Here is a 15203-nt window from a genome sequence, read left to right on the forward strand (position 1 = left end):
CGGCGGTGTCGCCGGATCTGCTCCTGGCCGTGATGGCTGAAGGTCCACGAACGGAGAGTCGGTCTGGCCAAGACGCACCGGATAAGGTAGACTCTGCGCCCTATGCTTTGGTGACACTAGGGGTGCTTAGCTCAGTTGGTAGAGCGCTAGCCTTACAAGCTGGATGTCGGCGGTTCGAGCCCGTCAGCACCCACCAAGAAGAGCAAGAGGAGTTCTGCAGTACATTCGGGAGTGGTAGTTCAGTTGGTTAGAATACCGGCCTGTCACGCCGGGGGTCGCGGGTTCGAGTCCCGTCCACTCCGCCAGTGCCGAAAGGCGAACGCAAGTTCGCCTTTTTTTGTTTTCGCTTCAACGCACCGTTAGTGGGCTATTACCATGTTCTTTGACGCCGTTCGCAATAACAAGAGGGTTGTCCAGGTATTTCTTGCCTTGATTACCTTGCCCTTCGCCTTTTGGGGTGTTGACTCGTATGTGCGCAATGCCGGGGCAGGCGCTGATCTGGCAAGTGTTGGAGACTCGAAGATCACCAAGCAGCAGTTCGATCAGGCATGGCGTGCCCAGCAGGATCGCTTGCGGCAAGTACTGGGAGCGAGTTTTTCACCCGAGTCGATGAACACTCCGGCCGCCAAGCTTGCAGTTCTCAATTCCCTGATAGATCAGCGCCTGCTACTTCTCGAGGCGAACAAGCAGCGGCTTGGCGCCAGCGATGATCTGCTGCGAGGTGTCATCAGCAAGATTCCCGCATTGCAGGAAAACGGACAGTTCTCAATGGCCCGTTATCAGGCTGCCCTGGCGTCGCAAGGCATGTCGCAAGCTCAGTTCGAGGCTCAGTTACGGCAGGATCTGACGCTTCAGCAGGTAGTCGGTGCGATTGCTGATACGGGCATCGCAGGCAGCACGGTGACCGATACGATGCTGCGCATACAAGCTGAGGAGCGGCAAGTTGCCGAGTGGCGGATCGGTCCGGAACAGTTTGCCAGTCAGGTCAAGGTTGAGGTGCCGGCGCTCCAGAAGTATTACGAAGAGAACGCGAATCGCTTTGAAGTGGCGGAACAGGTGAGGGTCGACTACCTTGTGCTGTCTCTTGACAGTCTCTCCGCGCAGCTTACGCCCAGCGCTGCCGAAGTGACCGCCTGGTATGAGAGCCACAGGGAGCGCTATCAGCAGGCGGAGGAGAGGCGCGCGAGCCACATTCTGATCCTGGCGAGTGGCGATACGGACAAGGAAAAGGCAAGAGCAAAGGCCGAAGGTGTGCTGCAGGAAGTTCAGAAGTCGGTGACCCGGTTTGCCGAACTGGCCAGGCAGTACTCCGAGGACCCAGGTTCGGCCGAGAAGGGGGGGGATCTGGGGTTTTTTGGTCGGGGAATGATGGTCAAGCCGTTTGAGGATGCGGTCTTCAAGCTGCGCGAGAACGAACTGTCCACGTTGGTCCAGTCGGAGTTCGGTTATCACATTATCAGGCTGACGGGCGTAAAGCCAGGAAAGCAGCGTTCGCTTGCTGAGGTCCGTTCGGAAATCGAAGATGAACTGAGACGCCAGGCCGCTTCGCGGCGGTTTGCAGAAGCCGCGGAGGCCTTCACCAACATGGTCTACGAGCAGTCCGACAGCTTGCTGCCGGCCGCCGAGAAGTTCGGGCTGAAGGTCCGGCAATCGGACTGGTTGCCGCGCAGTCCTGCCCCGGAATTGCTCGCGGCATTGGGCCAGCTTGGCAACCAGAAGGTTCTGGCGGCGATATTTTCGGATGACTCGTTGAAAAACAGGCGCAATACCGAAGTGGTAGAGGTTGCGCCGAACACACTGCTGGCGGCACGGGTCAATGAGCACCGTCCAGCCGTCACCAAGCCATTCGAGACGGTCAAGGCAGAGATCGAGGTCGCGCTGAAGGCAAAGGAGGCGTCCGCGTTGGCGCGTGCTGCAGGGGAGGACAGAGTCAGTGCGTTGCAGCAGGGTGCCGAGGACAAGATAGCCTGGTCTCCGGTCGGGAAGGTTTCGCGGCAGGCAGTTCGGCAGCTACCGGCCGTGGCGATGAAAGCGATCTTCCAAGCCGACGTGAAGAAGCTGCCGGTTTACGTTGGCGCAGAGGTGGGCGGCGGCAACTACATGCTCTACAAGATCATCGCCATCAGCCATCCGGAAAAGATCGATGACAACCGGCGCCAGGCACTGCAGCGAGAGTATGGCACCATCGTTGGTCAGGAGGATTTTGCCGCCTACGTGACAGGGCTTCGCCAGCAATACAACATCGACATCAACAAGTCGGCGTTGGAAGGCGGCGAGCGGTAAGTCGGGTAGTCGTTTTCCGGCTAAAGAAAACCCCGCCGTAGCGGGGTTTTTCTTGGACAAGAGCTTTCGGTGGAAACTTACATGTCCATGCCACCCATGCCACCCATGCCGCCCATGCCACCACCCATGCCGCCGCCCATGGGGGGCTTTTCTTCGGCCAGTTCAGCGACCATGCAGTCGGTGGTCAGCATCAAGCCGGCTATCGACGCCGCATTTTGCAGTGCGGTGCGTGTGACCTTGGTCGGGTCAAGGACCCCCATGTCCACCAGATCACCATATTCGCCAGTGGCGGCGTTGTAGCCAAAATTACCGGAGCCCTGCAGAACGGCGTTGACGACTACCGAAGGTTCTTCGCCGGCGTTCGCGACGATTTCGCGTAGCGGTTGCTCCATCGCCCGCAGCACGATCTTGATGCCTGCTTCCTGGTCTGGGTTATCCCCCTTCAGCGAGGAGAGGGTCAGTCGGGCACGCAGCAAGGCGACTCCACCGCCGGGCACTATGCCTTCCTCAACGGCAGCGCGGGTCGCATGAAGTGCGTCCTCAACGCGTGCCTTCTTCTCTTTCATCTCGACTTCAGTGGCGGCGCCAACCTTGATCAGGGCAACTCCTCCAGCAAGTTTTGCAACCCGTTCCTGCAGCTTCTCCTTATCGTAGTCGCTGGTGGCGGTCTCAATCTGCGCGCGGATCTGCTTGACGCGGGCCTCAATGTTGCTGCTGACGCCTGCGCCGTCGATGATCGTCGTATTTTCCTTGCCGATTTCGATGCGCTTGGCTTGGCCGAGTTCGGTCAGTGTTGCCTTTTCCAGCGTCAGGCCGACTTCTTCGGCGATTACCTGTCCGCCGGTCAGGATGGCAATGTCTTCAAGCATCGCTTTGCGGCGGTCGCCAAAGCCAGGAGCCTTGACGGCACAGGTCTTGAGGATGCCGCGGATGTTGTTGACCACCAGGGTGGCAAGCGCCTCACCATCGACATCTTCGGCGACGATCAGCAAGGGCCGGCCCGACTTGGCTACCTGCTCGAGAACGGGTAGCAGATCGCGGATGTTGGAGATCTTCTTGTCGAAGATCAATACATACGGGTTCTCGAGGATCGCGTTCTGCTTCTCGTTGTTGTTGATGAAATAGGGGCTGAGGTAGCCGCGGTCAAACTGCATGCCCTCGACGACATCAAGTTCGTTGTTGAGCGACTTTCCGTCCTCGACCGTGATCACACCTTCCTTGCCGACCTTGTCCATCGCCTTGGCAATTATGTCGCCGATATCAGCATCGGCGTTGGCAGAGATCGAGCCCACCTGGGCAATCTCCTTGTTGGTGGAGCACGGCTTCGAAAGCTTTTTCAGTTCTGCGACGGTGGCGACCACAGCCTTGTCGATACCTCGCTTGAGATCCATCGGGTTCATGCCGGCAGCAACGTATTTCATGCCTTCACGAACAATCGACTGAGCCAGAACGGTAGCGGTAGTCGTACCATCACCGGCAATGTCGGAGGTCTTGGAAGCAACTTCCTTGAGCATCTGAGCGCCCATGTTGGCGAACTTGTCCTTCAGTTCGATTTCCTTGGCGACTGAAACACCATCCTTGGTCACTGTCGGCGCACCATAAGAGCGCTCGAGAACAACATTACGCCCCTTCGGACCGAGGGTGATCTTGACCGCATCAGCAAGGATATTTACGCCTTCAACCATGCGAGCGCGCGCGCTATCGCCAAACTTGACGTCTTTAGCTGCCATAGAGATAACTCCTAGAATTCTTTAGTAATTTGAATCGAAAACGAAAAACTGAGTGGTATGGCTCGGTAGGCTGAACCCCGGGGGGCAGCGAGCCTATGACTCGATGACGCCCATAATGTCTTCTTCACGCATAACGAGCAGCTCATCTCCCTCAACCTTGACGGTCTGACCAGCGTACTTGCCAAACAGGACGCGGTCACCCACCTTCACTGCCAGAGCACGGACACTTCCATCCTCAAGCACTTTGCCATTGCCAACGGCGCGAATTTCGCCCTGGTCAGGCTTTTCGGCGGCTGTGTCCGGGATGACGATACCGGAGGCGGTCCTGCGCTCCTCTTCAAGACGTTTGACGATCACGCGATCATGCAACGGACGAATCTTCATGCAGTTTCTCCTTGGTTTAAGCACAAAAAACGGACACCAACTACTAGGTTCCCCGATCATGGACACTCGATCCAGGAGGAAGGGGGCTAGCACTCATTGCTAACGACTGCTAATAATAGGGCTGAGGAGGGGAAATTTCAAGACCTGGATGCCGATGGGGCAGGGTGGATTTGTCCTTCTGGTCAATGGCTAAAGAATCCGTGGGTTAGGTGCCGGCTACGGACATCGGGTAAAGGTATCTGTATAAAGGGCGGATGGAAGCGGAACTAGGCAACCGCTGAGTAACCATCCCCCGGCAAAGCCGGGGGCTTTCATTATGTGAGCCGCTCAAAGCGGCTAAACAGAGTCGCTAACGCGACCCTGACCATTTTGCGCCACCTAAAGGTGGCAAATCAGCGCCACAGGCTCAGTTGATCCAGTCGCTTGTCCTCCTGCTCCTGGTCTCGGATGTACTCCCGGATCAACGCCTCGTCTCCATCAACGGTCGAGACGAAGTGCCGCCTTGGCCAGAAGCTCGGGCCGACGAAGTTCCTCTTGTGCTCACCGTACACTCGGGCCAAGTGAATCGCGCTCTTGCCCTTGATGCACCACACCACATGCAACACCGCATACTTCGAATGGCGTAGGCTTTCCGACTTGTCCATCGGGATTCGCCATAGTCGTGTGCTTGGCGGCTCACGGCTTGAAGCTTCCTGATGGACTCCCTGAAATGTCAAACTTTTCCAGTCCCCCGGCAGAGCCGGGGGATTTCCCATTCTTGGTTGACGCAGGTTTGGCACCGAGCGGATGACCGGAAGCAGTGCGCAGCAGTGCCAGAGGTCTCTGCGTATGACCTATGAATGCAATCTCATCGAATTGACGTGAGTTTTCACCTTTGCCGGCCTGTTTCAAGGCCTTCTTCGTTTCTCAAGACGCAACTTGGCTGTTGAGCGCCAACAGTCGCCGCTTGGCAATGACCAGGTTGTCCAAGAGGGTATGAAGCTGCGCCGTGTTCTTGGCCAAGCCCTTGTAAAGCACCTTCCTGAAGTGGAACAGGTTCTTGACGATGTGGAAGGGATGTTCCACCTTGGACCGAATGCTGGCCTTTACGGATTCCAGCTTGCGCAGGAGCTGACCCAGCACGCGGTCTTGCGGCACAGCCTTGAGCTTGCCGCGCTTCATCGCGACCTGCCAGTCAACCTCCCGCTCCTTCAGTTCTTCCCGCTTCTCGACACCGGTATAGCCCGCGTCGAGAAACACGATCTTCTCGTCGCCGTGCAATACCTGCGCGGTCCCGGTCACGTCCGCAACGTTCGCCGCCGTCCCCACCACGGTGTGCACCAGTCCGCTCTCGGCATCGACGCCAATGTGCGCCTTCATGCCGAAGTACCACTGGTTCCCCTTCTTCGTCTGGTGCATCTCCGGGTCGCGAGCCTTGGCCTCATTCTTGACCGACGGCGGCGCAGCGATGATCGTCGCGTCCGCGATCGTCCCTTCACGCATCATCAGGCCCGCGGCAGACAAGCGGCCGTTGATCGCCTCGAACAGCTGCTTCGTCAGATCATGCTTCTCCAGAAGGTGCCGGAACTGCAACAGCGTCGTCGCATCCGGTGCCGATTCCCGCGACAGGTCAATCCCGACAAACCTCCGCAACGCCTGGCTGTCGGTAATCGCATCTTCCACACCCTCATCCGACAGGCTGTACCACTGCTGCACCAGATACACCCTCAACATCCGCTTCAGACCCACCGGCGGACGACCCCGCTTGCCTTTCGGGTAGTACGGTTCGATTACCCCCAGCAACTCGGCCCACGGCATCACCTGCTCCATCTCAGCAAGGAACAACTCCCGTCGCGTCGTCCGCTTCTTGCCCTCAAACTCCACTTGGGAAAACCTGATCTGCTTCATCTCGCTAGTCGGCGTGCGTTGGAATCAATCCTCCCAAGTTAGCATATAAGCATAATCACTTATAGGCGTGAGACAGGTGGGGTTTCGGCTGAGGTTTGCGAGGTTGCGAACGGTCGGGAACAAACTTCTGGAGGTTCAGAGCGATTTCTGCGAGGAGCGGTTTGAGGCGGCGAGTGGTAGCCTGAGCGGCCAAAAGCCAGCGACCGAGTTGCCGCTTGATCTTGTCGATCGCGAGGGTGCGGTTGATTTTGTACAAGGATTCCGGGTCCAGATGAGCCGCCGTGGCGACATAGGCCGCCAGGGCGTTGAGGTTGTCGAAGACCGCCTTGGCACCAAAGTCCTGGCGCGCCGCGTGCCAAGACAGGCCGGAGGTATGCTCCAGTTGGAGGCGATGCTTGACCCGCTTGTATGCCTCCTCGATCCGCCACCGACCGTGGTACAGATCGGCGAACTCGGCGGCGGGAAACGCCACCGGATCGAGGAGCGAGGTCATCACCACATGGATCCGTCCATTCGGTGTCACTACCCGCACCAGGCGAACAGTGGTCGGCGTCGCCGGACATTCATAGTCTTTGGCATCGCGGGCATTCGGGGCGCGCAAGACGACCACCTGCTCGCTTTGGCCGGACCGCAGGAACTCACGTACCACCTTGAATCCTCGCGACAAATCGCAACGAATACAAAAATGGAGCTGGCGCGCGGTCAGTACCGACACCAGCCAACGACACGGAAAGCCTCGATCCATCAGCAGCAGATCGTCGGGGCGCAGACAGTCGATCGCCTCGAAGAACATCTGGCGCTCATTGGACAAAGGCTCATGCAGCCGGAAGTCCAGAAACAGTTCGATCCCTGGCAAGTACAGGCCAAACGCCATGCCTTTAACGATCGACCGGACCCCGTCCTTCATCATGGTCAGGCGAACGTCGCTCCCATCCGCGGCGACCACGCGGAGCCCTTTCCATCTCGGGAAGGGCAGGTGCTCCTCCGCCAAGCGGATCAGCTCCTGATTGACTTCGCCAAACACCAGCGCATTGATCTTGTAGCGCGCCTGCGAAAAAGCTTGTGCCGTTACTTCGCGCACCGAGTCGGCGCGATTGCGCAGATTGGCGAAGAACTGATCAAGTTCGGACTGTACCGCGGCCTGGACTCCGGAGAGCAGAAAGCTCAGGACGGTCGGCAGCGTCAGGGTGCGTTGGCGGGTAAAGTGTTTGGGGTCGAGCCGAGCTACTTCCATGAACTCTCTTGACAACAGATAGTTAGAGAGCTTCATAAGCATATTCGAATATTCAGGCTGTCATGTGGTTCTCCTTTATAAACAACGCTTTATACCGCCATTATGCAAGACAGGTGCGATCGGCGCAACCGCGCACAATAGTTATGCTTTGGTGCTAACTTGCGAGGATTGGCGTTGGAATGCCCAGATTATACCATGTGGATATGTGGAGGTTAAATCAGCGGTTCCAAAGGTCCGTTTGTTCAAGTTCCCCGGTGGGGATCACCCCTCTTCCATCATGCGGCGTGATCAAATACGCGGCAAATACCATCGCGATTGTTGACCGTACTCACCAAGACGTCCTATCGAAATCAACCGCGGCCACTGGACCATGGGAAGTGTGCCGCAGGCAAACAGAAAGGAAGTTCGTAATGGACTGACGAACTGTGTAGAAGAAGAGGGGCGCCGGCTTTTCGATCTCCAAATTTCGTGCTTGAGTGTTGACGGACAATTCGAGGGCTGCTAGAATGCTTCCTCTTCGCAGCACCGCCAGTTTGCACTTGATAGAGAGCAGGAATTAATCTACTTGTGGAAAACGATGTGCGCAAGATAAAAGAAGCGTGTTTTGCTCTTTTGGCAATTTGTCTTTACAGTCGCGGGGTGGAGCAGTCTGGCAGCTCGTCGGGCTCATAACCCGAAGGTCACAGGTTCAAATCCTGTTCCCGCAACCAGCTCTTTAAAAACTAGACAACCGATAGGTGTGGGTTCTTGATCTGGGGCGATCTGCGCGAGCGGATTGTTGACGGATAGAGGTAGGACTCGCACTGATGAAACAAGCTGTTGATCTGGAGGAATCCGGGTTGATAGTACGTCGAGCGAGAGTTTTAGGAATTGAACTGAAGAGTTTGATCCTGGCTCAGATTAAACGCTGGCGGCATGCCTTACACATGCAAGTCGAACGGCAGCACGGGGGCAACCCTGGTGGCGAGTGGCGAACGGGTGAGTAAAGCATCGGAACGTGCCCTGGAGTGGGGGATAACGTAGCGAAAGTTACGCTAATACCGCATATTCTGTGAGCAGGAAAGCAGGGGATCGCAAGACCTTGCGCTCTGGGAGCGGCCGATGTCGGATTAGCTAGTTGGTGGGGTAAAGGCCTACCAAGGCGACGATCCGTAGCGGGTCTGAGAGGATGATCCGCCACACTGGGACTGAGACACGGCCCAGACTCCTACGGGAGGCAGCAGTGGGGAATTTTGGACAATGGGCGAAAGCCTGATCCAGCCATGCCGCGTGAGTGAAGAAGGCCTTCGGGTTGTAAAGCTCTTTCGGTGGGGAAGAAATTGCATGGGCTAATACCCTGTGTAGATGACGGTACCTGGAGAAGAAGCACCGGCTAACTACGTGCCAGCAGCCGCGGTAATACGTAGGGTGCGAGCGTTAATCGGAATTACTGGGCGTAAAGCGTGCGCAGGCGGTTTGGTAAGTCAGATGTGAAATCCCCGGGCTCAACCTGGGAACTGCATTTGAGACTGCCAAGCTGGAGTTTGGCAGAGGGGGGTGGAATTCCACGTGTAGCAGTGAAATGCGTAGAGATGTGGAGGAACACCGATGGCGAAGGCAGCCCCCTGGGCCAATACTGACGCTCATGCACGAAAGCGTGGGGAGCAAACAGGATTAGATACCCTGGTAGTCCACGCCCTAAACGATGTCAACTAGGTGTTGGGAGGGTTAAACCTTTTAGTGCCGTAGCTAACGCGTGAAGTTGACCGCCTGGGGAGTACGGCCGCAAGGCTAAAACTCAAAGGAATTGACGGGGACCCGCACAAGCGGTGGATGATGTGGATTAATTCGATGCAACGCGAAAAACCTTACCTACCCTTGACATGTCAGGAATCCCGGAGAGATTTGGGAGTGCTCGAAAGAGAGCCTGAACACAGGTGCTGCATGGCTGTCGTCAGCTCGTGTCGTGAGATGTTGGGTTAAGTCCCGCAACGAGCGCAACCCTTGTCATTAATTGCCATCATTCAGTTGGGCACTTTAATGAGACTGCCGGTGACAAACCGGAGGAAGGTGGGGATGACGTCAAGTCCTCATGGCCCTTATGGGTAGGGCTTCACACGTCATACAATGGTCGGTTCAGAGGGTTGCCAACCCGCGAGGGGGAGCCAATCTCAGAAAGCCGATCGTAGTCCGGATCGCAGTCTGCAACTCGACTGCGTGAAGTCGGAATCGCTAGTAATCGCGGATCAGCATGTCGCGGTGAATACGTTCCCGGGTCTTGTACACACCGCCCGTCACACCATGGGAGCGGGTTCTGCCAGAAGTAGTTAGCCTAACCGCAAGGAGGGCGATTACCACGGCAGGGTTCGTGACTGGGGTGAAGTCGTAACAAGGTAGCCGTAGGGGAACCTGCGGCTGGATCACCTCCTTTCTAGAGAAAATCTGGATTGAGAACTCACAACCTATCGGTTGTCACAGGCTGCACATGCGGAGGGTCTGTAGCTCAGTCGGTTAGAGCATCGTCTTGATAAGGCGAGGGTCGTTGGTTCGATTCCAACCAGACCCACCAGTGTATCGACGGCGGGCCACTGTGCGCGGAGGCAACGATTGGATCTTTTCGGCAAAGAGTCGGGAGGGTCGTCGCCGAACAGCGGGGGATTAGCTCAGCTGGGAGAGCACCTGCTTTGCAAGCAGGGGGTCGTCGGTTCGATCCCGTCATCCTCCACCAACCGTCAATCGTGAGCTGTCAGGCCTGCTGGGTCGATGACCCTGCAGGCCTGACTCCTTACCGGGTCTGTGCTCTTTAACAAAATGGAAGAAGGTTGTATTGCCGATATCCCGGAGAATTGGGTATTGGCGATACGGTTGTGATTGCATCGAACCCCCTTATGCAGGGGGGCACGAAATGAGTTGCCTGTAGCCGGTCTCGCAAGAGAGCTTAAGGTTATAGGATCAAGCGAATAAGTGCATGTGGTGGATGCCTTGGCGATTACAGGCGAAGAAGGACGTACAAGCCTGCGAAAAGCTCTGGGGAGCTGGCAATGAAGCTTTGATCCAGAGATGTCCGAATGGGGAAACCCACTCCGCAAGGAGTATCCCACGCTGAATACATAGGCGTGAGGAAGCGAACCCGGCGAACTGAAACATCTAAGTAGCCGGAGGAAAAGAAATCAACCGAGATTCCCAAAGTAGTGGCGAGCGAAATGGGATCAGCCTGCAAGTGATAGCGATTGCGTTAGCGGAAGCCTCTGGAAAGTGGTGCCGTAGTGGGTGACAGCCCCGTACGCGAAAACCCGATCGTGGTACCAAGCTTGCGACAAGTAGGGCGGGGCACGAGAAATCCTGTCTGAACATGGGGGGCCCATCCTCCAAGGCTAAATACTCGTAATCGACCGATAGTGAACCAGTACCGTGAGGGAAAGGCGAAAAGAACCCCGGGAGGGGAGTGAAATAGATCCTGAAACCGCATGCATACAAACAGTGGGAGCCCCTTCGTGGGGTGACTGCGTACCTTTTGTATAATGGGTCAGCGACTTACGTTCAGTAGCGAGCTTAACCGAATAGGGGAGGCGTAGGGAAACCGAGTCTGATAAGGGCGCCTAGTTGCTGGACGTAGACCCGAAACCAAGTGATCTATCCATGGCCAGGATGAAGGTGCGGTAACACGCACTGGAGGTCCGAACCCACTAATGTTGAAAAATTAGGGGATGAGCTGTGGATAGGGGTGAAAGGCTAAACAAACTTGGAAATAGCTGGTTCTCTCCGAAAACTATTTAGGTAGTGCCTCAAGTATCACCAACGGGGGTAAAGCACTGTTATGGCTAGGGGGTCATCGCGACTTACCAAACCATTGCAAACTCAGAATACCGTTGAGTGCGAGCTTGGGAGACAGACATCGGGTGCTAACGTCCGGTGTCGAAAGGGAAACAACCCAGACCGCCGATTAAGGTCCCCAAGCCATAGTTAAGTGGGAAACGAGGTGGGAAGGCTTAGACAGCCAGGAGGTTGGCTTAGAAGCAGCCATCCTTTAAAGAAAGCGTAATAGCTCACTGGTCGAGTCGTCCTGCGCGGAAGATGTAACGGGGCTCAAACTATGCACCGAAATCGCGGATATCCGTAAGGATATGGTAGGAGAGCGTTCTGTAAGCCGATGAAGGTGTCTTGAGAAGGATGCTGGAGGTATCAGAAGTGCGAATGCTGACATGAGTAGCGATAAAGGGAGTGAAAAGCTCCCTCGCCGAAAGCCCAAGGTTTCCTGCGCAACGTTCATCGGCGCAGGGTGAGTCGGCCCCTAAGGCGAGGCTGAAAAGCGTAGTCGATGGGAAACAGGTCAATATTCCTGTACCTCTTTGTAATGCGATGGGGGGACGGAGAAGGTTAGGTCAGCCGGGTGTTGGACGTCCCGGTTCAAGCGTGTAGGCAGACCTCTTAGGCAAATCCGGGGGGTCAATGCTGAGGCGTGATAACGAGTGGTCTTGTACCGCGAAGTGATTGATACCATGCTTCCAAGAAAAGCCTCTAAGCTTCAGTTACAAGGAGACCGTACCGCAAACCGACACAGGTGGGCAGGATGAAAATTCTAAGGCGCTTGAGAGAACTCAGGAGAAGGAACTCGGCAAATTTGCACCGTAACTTCGGGAAAAGGTGCGCCCTGATAGGTTGTAGCCCCTCGCGGGTGAAGGCTGAAAGGGTTGCAGTGAAATGGTGGCTGCGACTGTTTAATAAAAACACAGCACTCTGCAAACACGAAAGTGGACGTATAGGGTGTGACGCCTGCCCGGTGCCGGAAGGTTAAGTGATGGGGTGCAAGCTCTTGATCGAAGCCCCGGTAAACGGCGGCCGTAACTATAACGGTCCTAAGGTAGCGAAATTCCTTGTCGGGTAAGTTCCGACCTGCACGAATGGCGTAACGATGGCCACACTGTCTCCTCCTGAGACTCAGCGAAGTTGAAGTGGTTGTGAAGATGCAATCTCCCCGCGGTTAGACGGAAAGACCCCATGAACCTTTACTGTAGCTTTGCATTGGACTTTGAACCGACTTGTGTAGGATAGGTGGGAGGCTGTGAAGCCGGGACGCTAGTTCTGGTGGAGCCAACCTTGAAATACCACCCTGGTTTGTTTGAGGTTCTAACCACGGCCCGTGAATCCGGGTCTGGGACCGTGCATGGTAGGCAGTTTGACTGGGGCGGTCTCCTCCTAAAGTGTAACGGAGGAGTACGAAGGTACGCTAGGTACGGTCGGACATCGTGCTAATAGTGCAATGGCAAAAGCGTGCTTGACTGCGAGACCCACACGTCGAGCAGGTACGAAAGTAGGTCATAGTGATCCGGTGGTTCTGTATGGAAGGGCCATCGCTCAACGGATAAAAGGTACTCTGGGGATAACAGGCTAATACCGCCCAAGAGTTCATATCGACGGCGGTGTTTGGCACCTCGATGTCGGCTCATCACATCCTGGGGCTGTAGTCGGTCCCAAGGGTATGGCTGTTCGCCATTTAAAGTGGTACGTGAGCTGGGTTTAAAACGTCGTGAGACAGTTTGGTCCCTATCTGCCGTGGGCGCTGGAAATTTGAAGGGGGCTGCTCCTAGTACGAGAGGACCGGAGTGGACGAACCTCTGGTGTACCGGTTATGACGCCAGTCGTATTGCCGGGTAGCTAAGTTCGGAAGAGATAAACGCTGAAAGCATCTAAGCGTGAAACTCGCCTTAAGATGAGATTTCCCTGGGGACTTGATCCCCCTGAAGGGTCGTGGTAGACCACCACGTTGATAGGCTGGGTGTGGAAGCGCAGCAATGCGTTAAGCTAACCAGTACTAATTGCCCGTGAGGCTTGATCCTATAACCTTAAGCAGCAACTCAAAACAACATCACAACCCCTTCTTCCCATTTTGCGCACCACGCTACCCGCGTCGTGCGAAACCGTTATGCTTGGCGGCCATAGCCCTTTGGACCCACCCCTTCCCATCCCGAACAGGACCGTGAAACGAAGGTACGCCGATGATAGTGCATACTTCATGTGTGAAAGTAGGTCACCGCCAGGCTCCCCAAAATACAAAGCCCTCCCCGCTCAACAGCGCCGAGGGCTTTGTGCCTTTCAAACCGAGATCGCGCCGCGCTACAAGGCGCTGGCCGACATCGAACGGGGATTCCGTGTCCTGAAGTCCGAGATCGAGATCGCGCCGGTCTTTCACCGCCTGTCGGATCCCATCCGGGCCCACGCCTTGATCTGCTTCCTGCCACTGCTTCTCTATCGGGCGCTGCGCCTGCGCCTGAAGGCGAAGGCCAGTCCCCTCTCCCCGGAGCGCGCCCTGGAGATCGCCCACCGGAGATCCAGTACCACCAGGTCACGCTGCACCAACGTAACCGGTAACCACGCGGCGTGAGCCGCTAGTTGCCGAGACGGTGGATCGGAGAGCGTAGCGGGTTGGCAGCGAAGTTCTTCTTCCACATCCGGGGCGTGAGCTCGTGGAGACGATTGGCTGGATGCTGGCCAACGCGCTGCAGGCCATCGACCAGGGAGTTGGCCCTGCAAAATTAGTCTAGTGTAGTGTTGCATTCTTGAGGGAACTTGTCTGGATACCACGTCTCCAATGCACGTTGTGTGCGGAGTGGAGATGCAGATGCGAGTTGCCCCGAAGATTGTCTTGTCCGAAGAGGAGCGTGGCGAGTTGACCAAGCTTTCTCGTTCCAGGCGCGCCAGCGTGCGGCTGGCACAGCGTGCGCGGATTGTGTTGCTGGCCGCTGATGGGATGCGAAACGATGAGATCGCGGATCAGTTGGGGATTGGCCGCGTACAGGTGTCGCGTTGGCGAGGGCGTTATGCGAAGTCGCGGCTGGCGGGAATCGAGCGCGACTTGCCGCGCGGCGCCCCTCCGGTGAAGGTGGATGTGGCGCGACTGGTGGAACTGACCACGCAAAGCACACCCGAAGCAGCGACGCACTGGAGTACCCGCAAGATGGCCGCCGAACTGGGCGTCAGTGCGGCCAGCATCTCGCGCCACTGGCGCGCCAACGGCTTGAAGCCTCACCTGGTACGTGGCTTCAAGGTCTCTCGTGACCCCAGGTTCGTCGAGAAACTCGAAGACATCGTCGGTCTGTACATGTCGCCACCCGAGCATGCGCTGGTGTTGTGCTGCGATGAGAAAAGCCAGGTGCAGGCACTCGACCGTACGCAGCCCGGGCTGCCGCTGAAAAAAGGGCGTGCAGCCACCATGACCCACGATTACAAGCGCAACGGCACGACCACGCTGTTCGCCGCGCTCAACGTGCTGGACGGCAGCGTGATCGCACAGTGCGAACAGCAGCACCGTCACACAGAGTGGCTCAAGTTTCTGCGCAAGATCGACCGGGAAACGCCGAAGGACAAGGCGCTGCACCTGATCGCCGACAACTACGCCACACACAAGCATCCCGTTGTACAGGAATGGTTGGCCAAGCATCCGCGGATTCAGATGCATTTCACCCCCACCTCGGCCTCCTGGCTGAACATGGTTGAGCGCTTCTTCCGCGATATCACGACCGAACGACTGCGCCGTGGCGTGTTCACCAGCGTCCCCGCGTTGGTCTCTGCCATCGACGACTACATCGCCCATCACAACACCCAGCCCAAGCCCTTTATCTGGACCAAGAGCGCTCGCGACATCCTCCAGAAGGTCATTCGCGCCAACAGCCGCTTAAGCGCTAAACAGAATGCAACACTACACTAGC

General features: G+C 56.6%; 6 protein-coding genes, 5 tRNA genes, 3 rRNA genes and 2 pseudogenes. 11 read left to right on the top strand and 5 right to left on the bottom strand.

Features of this window, described 5'->3' with window-relative positions; genetic code table 11:
• Positions 1-120: 120 nt before the first annotated feature.
• The 3 genes from V5B44_RS08840 (at position 121) to V5B44_RS08850 (ending at position 2283) form a co-directional block, all read left to right on the top strand.
• Positions 121-196: transfer RNA gene (locus V5B44_RS08840), tRNA-Val, on the top strand.
• Between the two features lie 32 nt (positions 197-228).
• Positions 229-305: transfer RNA gene (locus V5B44_RS08845), tRNA-Asp, on the top strand.
• A 70-nt stretch (positions 306-375) separates the two neighbouring features.
• The gene (locus V5B44_RS08850) at positions 376-2283 is read left to right on the top strand and encodes a SurA N-terminal domain-containing protein (protein WP_332358714.1); all 1908 of its coding nucleotides are present in this window, start codon (positions 376-378) and stop codon (positions 2281-2283) included.
• A 77-nt stretch (positions 2284-2360) separates the two neighbouring features.
• On the opposite strand, the gene groL is transcribed toward V5B44_RS08850, so the two are convergent.
• From groL to V5B44_RS08875, 5 genes and pseudogenes are all read right to left on the bottom strand, one after another.
• Positions 2361-4013, bottom strand: coding sequence for a chaperonin GroEL (groL, locus tag V5B44_RS08855; protein ID WP_332358715.1), 1653 nt, complete (start codon positions 4011-4013; stop codon positions 2361-2363).
• Between the two features lie 93 nt (positions 4014-4106).
• Positions 4107-4397 carry a co-chaperone GroES gene (gene groES, locus V5B44_RS08860; protein WP_034910163.1) on the bottom strand — a complete coding sequence of 97 codons (291 nt, stop codon included), beginning with the start codon at positions 4395-4397 and terminating at the stop codon, positions 4107-4109.
• Between the two features lie 392 nt (positions 4398-4789).
• Positions 4790-5011, bottom strand: a pseudogene (locus tag V5B44_RS08865) (transposase); the annotation flags it as partial.
• 292 nt (positions 5012-5303) lie between these two features.
• A complete protein-coding gene (locus V5B44_RS08870; RefSeq protein WP_332358716.1) occupies positions 5304-6284 on the bottom strand; it encodes an IS5 family transposase in 981 nt (326 codons plus the stop codon).
• Between the two features lie 55 nt (positions 6285-6339).
• Positions 6340-7554 (bottom strand): IS4 family transposase, encoded by a 1215-nt coding sequence (locus V5B44_RS08875; RefSeq protein ID WP_332357585.1) that lies wholly within the window; start codon positions 7552-7554, stop codon positions 6340-6342.
• A gap of 597 nt (positions 7555-8151) precedes the next feature.
• Between V5B44_RS08875 and V5B44_RS08880 the strand changes: the two genes are divergently transcribed.
• The 8 genes and pseudogenes from V5B44_RS08880 (at position 8152) to V5B44_RS08915 (ending at position 15202) form a co-directional block, all read left to right on the top strand.
• Positions 8152-8228 (top strand) — tRNA-Met (locus V5B44_RS08880).
• A 162-nt stretch (positions 8229-8390) separates the two neighbouring features.
• Positions 8391-9928 (top strand): 16S ribosomal RNA (locus V5B44_RS08885).
• Positions 9929-9989: 61 nt separating this feature from the next.
• Positions 9990-10066: transfer RNA gene (locus V5B44_RS08890), tRNA-Ile, on the top strand.
• Between the two features lie 83 nt (positions 10067-10149).
• Positions 10150-10225: transfer RNA gene (locus tag V5B44_RS08895), tRNA-Ala, on the top strand.
• Positions 10226-10447: 222 nt separating this feature from the next.
• Positions 10448-13334 (top strand): 23S ribosomal RNA (locus tag V5B44_RS08900).
• Positions 13335-13423: 89 nt separating this feature from the next.
• Positions 13424-13537, top strand: a 5S ribosomal RNA gene (gene rrf / locus V5B44_RS08905).
• The 16S, 23S and 5S rRNA genes sit together here with 3 tRNA genes alongside, the layout of an rRNA operon.
• A 60-nt stretch (positions 13538-13597) precedes the next feature.
• Positions 13598-13848: pseudogene (locus V5B44_RS08910) on the top strand (IS1634 family transposase); the annotation flags it as partial.
• Between the two features lie 268 nt (positions 13849-14116).
• Positions 14117-15202 carry an IS630 family transposase gene (locus V5B44_RS08915; RefSeq protein ID WP_332358717.1) on the top strand — a complete coding sequence of 362 codons (1086 nt, stop codon included), beginning with the start codon at positions 14117-14119 and terminating at the stop codon, positions 15200-15202.
• Position 15203: the final 1 nt, after the last annotated feature.

It is taken from the genome of Candidatus Accumulibacter necessarius (genome assembly GCF_036625085.1).

Excerpts from the sequence above, each read along its gene's own strand:
- V5B44_RS08850 (WP_332358714.1), top strand. The coding sequence starts at position 376 with ATGTTCTTTGACGCCGTTCGCAATAACAAGAGGGTTGTCCAGGTATTT.
- groL (WP_332358715.1), bottom strand. The coding sequence starts at position 4,013 with ATGGCAGCTAAAGACGTCAAGTTTGGCGATAGCGCGCGCGCTCGCATG.
- groES (WP_034910163.1), bottom strand. The coding sequence starts at position 4,397 with ATGAAGATTCGTCCGTTGCATGATCGCGTGATCGTCAAACGTCTTGAA.
- V5B44_RS08870 (WP_332358716.1), bottom strand. The coding sequence starts at position 6,284 with ATGAAGCAGATCAGGTTTTCCCAAGTGGAGTTTGAGGGCAAGAAGCGG.
- V5B44_RS08875 (WP_332357585.1), bottom strand. The coding sequence starts at position 7,554 with ATGAAGCTCTCTAACTATCTGTTGTCAAGAGAGTTCATGGAAGTAGCT.
- V5B44_RS08915 (WP_332358717.1), top strand. The coding sequence starts at position 14,117 with ATGCGAGTTGCCCCGAAGATTGTCTTGTCCGAAGAGGAGCGTGGCGAG.